The sequence below is a fragment of the Hydrogenophaga sp. genome, from assembly GCF_030656115.1.
Taxonomy (GTDB): Bacteria; Pseudomonadota; Gammaproteobacteria; order Burkholderiales; family Burkholderiaceae_C; genus Hydrogenophaga.
In genome coordinates this window covers 1-9,125 of sequence record NZ_JAUSOO010000170.1, presented here as the reverse complement: position 1 = coordinate 9,125, position 9,125 = coordinate 1, and the positions used below count along the sequence as shown (strand labels likewise).

Genomic DNA, 9,125 nt, shown 5'->3' with positions numbered 1-9,125 from the left:
CCGCCTGCGCCAGCGGGTAGCCGGCCATGGTGAGCAGTTCCAGGCAGTTGTCGAACGTGGCGGTGTCGGATTGGCTGGCGAAGCTGATCGGGTACAGCTTTTTCAGGTCGGCGCCCAGCACCGGCGAGGACATCACGCCCTCGCGGGCCTTCATCCAGTTGTAGTTGCCCTTGACGGTGTTGATCTCACCGTTGTGCGCCACATAGCGGTACGGGTGGGCCAGCGGCCACTCGGGGAAGGTGTTGGTGGAAAAACGCTGGTGCACCAAGCCCAGGGCCGACACGCAGCGCTCGTCTTCCAGATCTTTGAAGTAGGTACCCACCTGGTTGGCCAGCAGCAGACCTTTGTAGACCACCGTTCGGCTGCTCATGCTGACCACGTAATACTCTTTGCTGTGCGTGAGTTTGAGACGCTGGATGTTGCCGCTGCAGGTCTTGCGAATCACATACAGCTTGCGCTCCAGCGCGTCTTGCACGATGACGTCGTTGCCGCGGCCAATGAACACCTGCCGAATCACCGGCTCTTTGGCTCGCACCGTGGGCGACATGGGCATGTCCAGGTTCACCGGCACATCGCGCCAGCCCAGCAGCACCTGGCCTTCGGCGGCCACGGCGCGTTCCATTTCCTGCTCGCAAGCCAGTCGGCTGGCATGCTCTTTGGGCATAAAAATCATGCCCACACCGTATTCGCCGGCGGGCGGCAGGGTGACGCCTTGGGCGGCCATTTCTTCGCGGTACAGCGCATCGGGCAGCTGAATCAGCAAACCCGCACCGTCACCCATGAGCTTGTCGGCGCCCACAGCACCCCGGTGGTCCAGATTTTCCAGAATCTTCAGACCCTGCTGAACGATGGCATGGCTTTTCTGGCCTTTGATGTGCGCCACAAAGCCCACGCCACAGGCGTCGTGCTCGTTGGTCGGGTCGTACAGACCGTGTTGCTGGAGTTGCTGCTGTTCGGCTGCCGTGGTCATGGCGCTTCCTTTTCGGTTCGAGGGCGTAAAACAAAAATCGCGGGTTGCAAAGCATAGTGCAATGCAACAAAAATGCCAAGTCAAATAATAGGGGTCAGATTCCAATTAAACAGACATAAAAGTTCTTGAATGGAAATTGGGGACATATTAAAACCAAGCGGAAGAGGCTTGATATACAGGTATTTTTTACAAGCTCTCAGCGCTCTTGCGCTGCGAAACCGGCCGCCCGGGCCGGGATTCTGTCACCCGACGCTGGGTCCGTTTTTGCAGTTCGGCCACAAAACCCGCATCTCCCAGCGCCCATCCGCGCAATGCTGCACCCGTGATGCGGGTTTGCTGCTGCACCGACAAACCATCGCGCACCATTTCGGCGTATGCCGCTTCGCGCGCAAAGGGTGTGTTGCCCAAGCCCCAATACAGCGTATGCGGCGTCAACCGCCGGTCTTGCGCCAGCCCACTGTAGTGCCGGTGGCTGGACCATACGAAATCTGAAGCCTGTGCCACCATGCCCGCCCGAACCGGATTCAGGTCCATGTAGGTCATACAGGCCAACAAATAGGACTCCGACTGAATCAGTGTGGACTTGTAACGCCCTTCCCACAAGGTGCCACTGCGGTGATGCAGATCGTTGAAATAGCGTACGTAGCGCCGCCCCACGGCTTGCATCATCTGTGGCACACCGTCTTCGGTTTCGGGTGTGAGCAACAGGTGAAAGTGGTTGTCCATCAGTACATAAGCGTGCAATGCCACGCGATGCTTGAGCGCGTTATCCGCCACCAGACCCAGCAGGGTTTCACGGTCTGCGTCGCTGAGAACAATGGGCTGGCGGTTGTTGCCGCGCTGAATGACGTGGTGCGGATAGCCGGGAACGGTGAGTCGGGGAAGGCGGGCCATGAACCGGGTGCTCAGCAGGTGGTTAATCTGACCCCCATTATCTGCCCCGCGTTCTCAGCACGGCCCAGCATCAGAGAAAACGGCTGGGCTGGCCCACGATCAGTTTGGCCAGTTCGTCCAGTGCCGCCGTGTTCAATTGGGCCACCGTATAGCGGGTGCTCACAACCTCCAGGCCACCCACTGCGGCGAGGCGAACCTCGACGCTGCCTTTGTCATGGTCGGGCGTCATCCGCACGCTGGCACGCGCCACCATGTCGTGCTCAAACACGATGGATTGCAAGCGGTTGGTGTCCGGGTGGCGCAACTCGCGTCGGTCGTGCCGCACCTGCCCAACCCGCAGGCGCCGCTCAACCCGCTCCAGGTCGGGCGGGAAGTTGACGCTCACGCGCCCTTTGGGCGATCCACTGGCACCCGCCGCTGCAGGTTGCTGCGGCTCCAGCTGCCAACCCAAAGCCAAATACTCGAACACTTCTTTGCCTCGCAAGGTTTTCTTGCGCGCATCAAACCGAAAGTCGGTTTGTTTCATGGGAGGCCAGGGCGTTTTTCCGTCCAGGCTCAGACTGGCTGCTGCGGGCTCGATCACATTGAGCTGGCGCGGCAGCTCCATGAAGTAGTGCCAAACCGTCTTGCAAGCGGCTTCGGTGGCTTGTGTGTTGGCATCCAGTTGCTGAAGGTCATCGCCTTGCCGCGTTTGCAACGTCTGCGCCTGTTGTTTGAGCTGGTTCAGAAAACTCATGTGAAATTCCCTATCGGCAAGTGGTGAAGGCGCTGCAATCCCGTGCAAATGATGTTACCGAAAGTTTAGCGGCTGATACCGGTCCCCATGCGCACGAGCGCTGCGATGAACGCTCAGCCCACGACGGCACGCATCTGCCACGCAGCCTGCAGACGCCAGGCGACCACCGTACCAAGCAACGAACAAGCGCCCGTGGCCAGCCATGTCCAGTGCCAGCCCCCCACTTGCATGGCCAGCCCGGCCACCAACGGCGGGCCCAGAAACTGACCCAACGCAGACAACTGCTGCATCCAGCCCACAGTGGTGGACACGGTGTCTTCGCTGGGTGCGAGCACCACCGCCAGGCCAAACAAGGTGCCTGGAATCAGACCGCCCACACCGGAAAAGACCAGCACCGCTCCGTATTGCCACACGGGATAGCCTTGTGCGGCAAACGCCACCCAAGCCCCCAAAGCCATGGCGCCATAGGCCACCGACAAGATCTGCCCAGGCGACACCCCCCGAGCCAACAAGCGTCCAGCACCAATGTTGCCCGCCATGTTGATGCCTGCCGCCAGCGCGCTCAGCACCCCCACCACAGCGCCGCTGTAGCCCGCCTGGCTGTATATGGTGGGCAAAAAACCCACCACCGCCAGCCATTGCCCTGAATACAGCAAGAAAGCCACTGCAACCAGCCAAGGCCCGGGTGCGCGCAAGGTCCGCACCAACCGCGGCCACAACCTCGCCGGCACATGACCTGCAAGTTGGCCAGCAGACACCACCCCGGGCACCCAGCGCATCAACGCTGCAGCAGCCAGCAAAGAAACCCCAGCCAACACCAGCCAGGCCCAGCGCCAACCCATCCACTGGATCGCCGGTGCACCCAGCAGCAACGCCAAGGCGGTGCCCAGTGGCATGTAAGCACCCCACCAGCCCAGGGCGCGGGCCAAGGTGGGCGGGTGCGCCACCCGCTGGCGCAACAGGCCAGGCGCGGGCAACACAGCCATCAAAAAGCCCATGCCTTCCACCACACGGGTCATCAGCAAACTGTTGACGCTCGGCGCCAGCGCACCCAGCGCACTGCCCAGCGCCAGCAACACCAAACCCGCCAACATCACCCGCCGCGTACCCAGTCGGTCGGCCATCAAGCCCACCAACAGGCCCAGCGTCATACCCGCCAGTTGCACCAGCGACAGCAGAAAACCCGCCTGCAACAGCGTCAAGCCCAAAGACTCGCGCAGCACCGGAATGGCCACCGGCAATTTGCCCACGTGCAAGGCACAGGTGACGCCCACCGCCACCACCAGCGCAGCCAGGCGACGCGCCTCGGCAGCGGCCTTGTCCTGGCCCTCCAGGCTGGGTTCAGCGAAGCCGCTCACGGAAACAACACGGTCCCGCACAGCCGCTGGTGCTCACGGATGGCAAAGCGGTCGGTCATGCCCGCAATGTAGTCGGCCACCGCACGGGCGTGGTGCTGACTGCGGCCATGGGCCTCGGGCAACTCGTGGGGCGCGTTCAGGTACAGCTCAAACAGATCGCTCACCACCCGGCGCGCACGGTCGGTGGTCTCCACCACCTGCGGGTGGCGGTACAGATTGCGCAGCAAAAACGTTTTCAACACCTGCGAGCGCTCGCGCATGTCCGGTGAAAACGCCACCAACCCAGAGCCGCTGCGCACATCGGCCAAGCTCTGCACACCCGCAGCGCTGATCAGCGTTCGGGTGGTGTCGATCACGTCGTACACCTGTTCGCTCAGCATCAGGCGTATGGATTCAAACAACAAACGGCGCCCGACCAGCTGCGGGTGCGCAGCCAGGGCCTGCAAACGGTAGTGTTCAAACAGCGGCACCTCGGCCAATTGGTCCATCGTCAACAAGCCCGAACGCACACCATCGTCAATGTCGTGGGCGTTGTAGGCAATCTCGTCGGCCAGGTTGCACAGCTGTGCTTCCAGCGACGGCGACCCCCCTTGCAAAAACCGCTGAGCCACACCACCGGGCTCTTGTGCTTCCAGACGCTGGGCATTGGCCCGCGAGCAATGCTTCAAGATCCCTTCCCGGGTTTCAAAACTCAGGTTCAAACCGTTGAACGCCGGGTAACGCTCCTCCAACTCGTCGACCACGCGCAAGCTTTGCAAGTTGTGCTCGAAACCCCAAGCCTCAGACCCGCTGCGGGACTCGGCGATGGAGAGCGCCTTGAGACAGTTGTGCAATGCATCCTGTCCAGCGTGACCAAACGGCGTGTGGCCCAAGTCATGCGCCAGCGCCACCGCCTCCACCAGATCTTCGTTCAAACGCAGCGAGCGGGCAATGCTGCGCCCGAGTTGGGCCACTTCCAGCGAGTGGGTCAAGCGGGTGCGAAACAGGTCACCCTCATGGTTCAGAAAAACCTGCGTCTTGTACACCAGGCGCCGAAAAGCCGTGGAGTGAACCACCCGGTCGCGGTCGCGCTGAAATGCGGTGCGTGTGGGTGCTTCAGGCTCAAAAAACCGGCGTCCTCTGCTGTGCGCTGGATCACAGGCAAAAGGGGCCAGACCGGTGGTGGGTCCGCTGGGGAGCGTCATGCCTTGGCGCAACTGGCTTGAATCACGTGCGCGACCACGTCGTCCGCAGCACGGCGCACCACGGCCTTGCCAGGACCATCAATCAAGACAAATTTGATCTCCCCCGCCTCAGACTTCTTGTCAACCCGCATCAGCGCCAAGTAGCGGCCCACATTGTCTTGCGCATCCAAAACCGGCGCTACTGTGGGCAAGCCTGCTCGCCGTATCAGCGCAGTCAGACGCTCTACGAACGCCGCATCGACCAAACCCAAAGCCTGCGACAGGCGTGCAGCCATGACCATGCCACAACCCACCGCCTCGCCATGCAGCCATTGGCCGTAGCCCATACCGGCCTCAATCGCGTGGCCAAATGTATGGCCAAAATTGAGAATGGCACGCAAGCCCGACTCGCGTTCATCTTGCCCCACCACATCGGCCTTGATCTCGCAGCTGCGCCGGACCGCATAGGCCAAAGCCTGTTGGTCGCGCGCCATCAGCGCATCCATGTTCGCCTCAATCCAGTCCAGAAACGCCATGTCCGCTATCGGACCATATTTGATGACCTCGGCCAAACCCGCGCTCAACTCCCGCACAGGCAGCGTCTTGAGCGTGTCCAGGTCGCAAATCACCCGCTGCGGCTGGTAAAAAGCACCGATCATATTTTTGCCCAGCGGATGGTTGATGGCCGTTTTGCCACCCACCGACGAATCGACCTGCGCCAGCAACGTGGTGGGCACCTGCACAAAAGGTACCCCGCGCATGTAGCTGGCCGCCGCAAAACCGGTCATATCGCCCACCACGCCACCGCCCAAGGCAAACAACACCGTCTTGCGGTCACAACCGTGGCCCAGCAAGGCGTCAAAAATCAGGTTCAACGATTCCCAGGTTTTGTAAACCTCGCCATCAGGCAACACCACTGTGTGAACCACGGGGTAACGGGGCGACAGGGCAGAAGCCAGGCTTTGTGCATACAAGGGGGCCACGGTTTCGTTCGTCACAATCACGGCGCAAGCGGCTGCAGGCAAGCCGATGTAACTGGCGTCGCGGTCAAACAGCGCTGAACCGATCAAAATGCCATAGCTGCGCTCGCCAAGGGCGATATCCACCACCTCGGTGGTAAAGGTAAGAGTCTGCGTATTCATAGCCCTGAAGTTTAGGCCCTTCGCAAAGGCAACCCGAACGGCCGACCAAGCCCGTCAGTCAAGCCGACCAGACTCTGCCAGAACGCCACCTTTTTCCAAGGAGCGCTCCACCAAGACTTTTTCTCATGGGTGCGCACGAGCACAGCTGCCCTGTGCACACCCCGCGTCAATACCCGCCAGCTCCAGTTGCATCACGATCATGTTGACCAGCGTCGCCACCGAAGGCCGACCTGTTTCAATCACATAGTGGGCCGTCTCGCGATACAGCGGATCGCGCACGGCATACAAATCACGCAAACGCTGCAACGGATCTGCCACCTGCAATAAAGGTCGATTGCGGTCGTGGCGAAGGCGGCGAAACACCTCTTCTGGTGTGGAACGCAGATAAATCACCCGCCCTCGCGCATGCAAATGGGCGCGGTTTTGAGCTCGAAGCACCGAACCACCCCCAGTGGACAAAACACAGGACTCGCCCTGCGTCAACTCGTCCAGCACCGCCTGCTCAAGATCGCGGAAATGCTCTTCGCCCTCCCGCTCGAAAAACTCACGAATCGAGCAGCCAATACGCTGCTCAATCACATGATCCGAATCAAAGAAGGGAAGAGACAAACGCCGGGCAAGGTGACGCCCGACGGTGGATTTTCCTGAGCCGGGCAGGCCGATTAACGTAATCAACAAAAATATATGGATAAAAATTAAGGAATTGTCACAACGTGGGAAGACTCAAAACCACTTGGAGTACGTACAAGTACTCTTATTCTATCGCCGCTATTACAACCATCAAGCTCCATATCAATATCCTGCGGTCCGTACCGATTTGCAATCACATCAGGTGCTGCCGACATTATTGTGCAGACTCCGAATGAAATACTCTCTGCCGACAAAGATGACCCAGCAGGCATGCTATTATCATTGACATCTTTGATTCTAACCCGAACCCTTGCAGCACCAACAACAATATCATCAAAATACGCCCGAGATGATGCATAAACCACAACAACCTGCTGACGCACCTCAATAGGCCCCCAAATACCATCACACGAATTTGAACGCCCATTCACACTCTCGACAGAACAAGGCAAACCTCCTGCACGCAAAACAGAAAACTCCCCCGCTGTATAGCGCCCATCTTCATTATCATCTCTAAAAGCATTACCCAAATCAACAAAAGGCTCACCAGCATCGTAACTATTATTAAAATTAAAATCGGTAAAGTCTTCTTCCCCAGGCACATAGGCCAATATTGAAACACGCCCATCTAGCGGCCTTGTGCCGCTAGACCTGTGCGTACTTGAACATTGAGACGCCTCTTGAATCACGCATGTGGGTGGAATCATAACCCCCGACTCGGCTACAAAATTAACCTCGGTACCTTGTGGTACCGGATTCCCTTGTCGGTCAGCCACAGACAAGGTAACAGAGGTGGTTACGCCATCTATAGACCAACCCTCAATTGAAAACTTCTCTAATGACAAACTGGCCGATTTTTGAACAGGACGCCCCGAGGCAACGACCAGTTGTGAAGAAGTCGTTTGAACAAGACTATCGGGAGGAAGAAGACTTGCCTGAACCTTCATGGAGGTAGGAACATTGCCACTAAATACCGCAACACCAACTACACCATCAGAACCTGTAAATTTTGTAACAGGATCCACATTCCCCAACGTATCAAGACTCAACCCAACACCTGCTACTGAGTTGATCAACTCCAGCCGAACACTCTTGTGCTGTATGGGATTGCCAACAGAATCAACCACTTTAAATCGAACCTGCGATTGTGTGGCCGCACCCGAACTCAACAAATAAATCACTGCAGGCCTTGCATCCACAAACTGAATATTTGTCGCAGTTATAGGAGCTACAGAAATTGCACTGCTAACAGGAGAAGCCAAGCCAGCACTGTTTGCTGTGATAAAAACATTGGTACCCGCACATTGCGCTTCACTCGCTGTGTAGGTGGTGGACGCTCGTCCATTTGCATCCGTTGTGATTAATGCAGGACTTACCTCTCCACAGCTTGCACTAAATGTCACAACTACTGGCGTACTCGTTGCAGCAATACCATTAATTTTAGCTACAACAGAAACTTGCCGATTATCGTAAGCAGCCAAACTCGCTGACCCAACATTCAGATCGGTCAAGCTTAGGTTCGCAGATGACAACTGAAAATCTTTTGTCGCAAGAAGATTAACCCCGCCAAATACTGCAGAGGCACTTATCGTACCTGCACCAACAGCGGAAAGCGATGCAGCACTTACCTGAACCGTAGCCACCCCATTGATAGTCAAAACATCAGGAGCTGGTGACAGCTTGATCAGGTTATTCTCAGATGAGAAAGTCACCTTCAAACCCTCGACAAGCTTCCCATTAGCATCTCTTATAGTTGCCTTAGCCAATACAGCTTGAGATGCATCAACGTATGTTGTCAAAACATTATCGGCACCCACCAAATTCAATGTAATAACAGCTGATTTGACAGATGAATTACCAGACGACACCACTATACCACTCCCACCACCACCCCCACAGCCAACTAGGCAGACTACAATGAGGACTCCACCCAGCCTTCCAAATAATTTCATCTCAACGCCTTTAATTAAAACTCACCAAGCAAGCAAAGCAACAAACTTATCAAGTTCCGCCTGTTTATAAACACGCTTATTGAAGAGTTCCGGCTTTTTCTTGCTCCAGGCCTTGAGAGCATCGACCGGCGAGAGATGCCCCAGCGAGCGCTGTGGGATGTGGTGGTTGTAGGTAAACATGTAGTTGTTCAAAGTCGCATCGAGTTCGGCACCCGAGGCGAACCGGGTTTGTTTGACAACCTCACTGATGCGGCCATTGAAGCGCTCAACCATGCCATTG

8 protein-coding genes and 1 pseudogene are annotated in these 9,125 nt (G+C 57.4%); all 9 read right to left on the bottom strand.

Going from position 1 to position 9,125, the window contains the following annotated elements:
• Positions 1-970 (bottom strand): annotated as a pseudogene (locus Q7J58_RS21680) (glutamate synthase subunit alpha); the annotation flags it as partial.
• 186 nt (positions 971-1,156) lie between these two features.
• Complete coding sequence (locus Q7J58_RS21675) at positions 1,157-1,864, bottom strand: transposase (protein WP_304832031.1); 708 nt, start codon at positions 1,862-1,864, stop codon at positions 1,157-1,159.
• A 70-nt stretch (positions 1,865-1,934) separates the two neighbouring features.
• Positions 1,935-2,600 carry a hypothetical protein gene (locus tag Q7J58_RS21670; RefSeq protein ID WP_304832029.1) on the bottom strand — a complete coding sequence of 222 codons (666 nt, stop codon included), beginning with the start codon at positions 2,598-2,600 and terminating at the stop codon, positions 1,935-1,937.
• 113 nt (positions 2,601-2,713) lie between these two features.
• Positions 2,714-3,958 carry an MFS transporter gene (locus Q7J58_RS21665; RefSeq protein WP_304832028.1) on the bottom strand — a complete coding sequence of 415 codons (1,245 nt, stop codon included), beginning with the start codon at positions 3,956-3,958 and terminating at the stop codon, positions 2,714-2,716.
• Entirely contained in the window at positions 3,955-5,142 is a 1,188-nt protein-coding gene (locus tag Q7J58_RS21660) for a deoxyguanosinetriphosphate triphosphohydrolase (RefSeq protein ID WP_304832026.1), read from the bottom strand. Before Q7J58_RS21660 ends, Q7J58_RS21665 begins: the two co-directional genes overlap by 4 nt.
• Entirely contained in the window at positions 5,139-6,263 is a 1,125-nt protein-coding gene (gene aroB, locus Q7J58_RS21655) for a 3-dehydroquinate synthase (protein ID WP_304832025.1), read from the bottom strand. Before aroB ends, Q7J58_RS21660 begins: the two co-directional genes overlap by 4 nt.
• Positions 6,264-6,386: 123 nt before the next feature.
• The gene (locus Q7J58_RS21650; protein ID WP_304832023.1) at positions 6,387-6,941 is read right to left on the bottom strand and encodes a shikimate kinase; all 555 of its coding nucleotides are present in this window, start codon (positions 6,939-6,941) and stop codon (positions 6,387-6,389) included.
• Positions 6,942-6,958: 17 nt separating this feature from the next.
• Complete coding sequence (locus tag Q7J58_RS21645) at positions 6,959-8,845, bottom strand: Ig-like domain-containing protein (protein ID WP_304832021.1); 1,887 nt, start codon at positions 8,843-8,845, stop codon at positions 6,959-6,961.
• A 21-nt stretch (positions 8,846-8,866) separates the two neighbouring features.
• Positions 8,867-9,125: integrase core domain-containing protein (locus Q7J58_RS21640; protein ID WP_304832019.1), on the bottom strand; the 259-nt coding region annotated here is incomplete at its 5' end.

Bases quoted from the DNA above. Each gene is read 5' to 3' on its own strand.
- Q7J58_RS21675 (WP_304832031.1), bottom strand. From the start codon at position 1,864: ATGGCCCGCCTTCCCCGACTCACCGTTCCCGGCTATCCGCACCACGTC.
- Q7J58_RS21670 (WP_304832029.1), bottom strand. From the start codon at position 2,600: ATGAGTTTTCTGAACCAGCTCAAACAACAGGCGCAGACGTTGCAAACG.
- Q7J58_RS21660 (WP_304832026.1), bottom strand. From the start codon at position 5,142: ATGACGCTCCCCAGCGGACCCACCACCGGTCTGGCCCCTTTTGCCTGT.
- aroB (WP_304832025.1), bottom strand. From the start codon at position 6,263: ATGAATACGCAGACTCTTACCTTTACCACCGAGGTGGTGGATATCGCC.
- Q7J58_RS21645 (WP_304832021.1), bottom strand. From the start codon at position 8,845: ATGAAATTATTTGGAAGGCTGGGTGGAGTCCTCATTGTAGTCTGCCTA.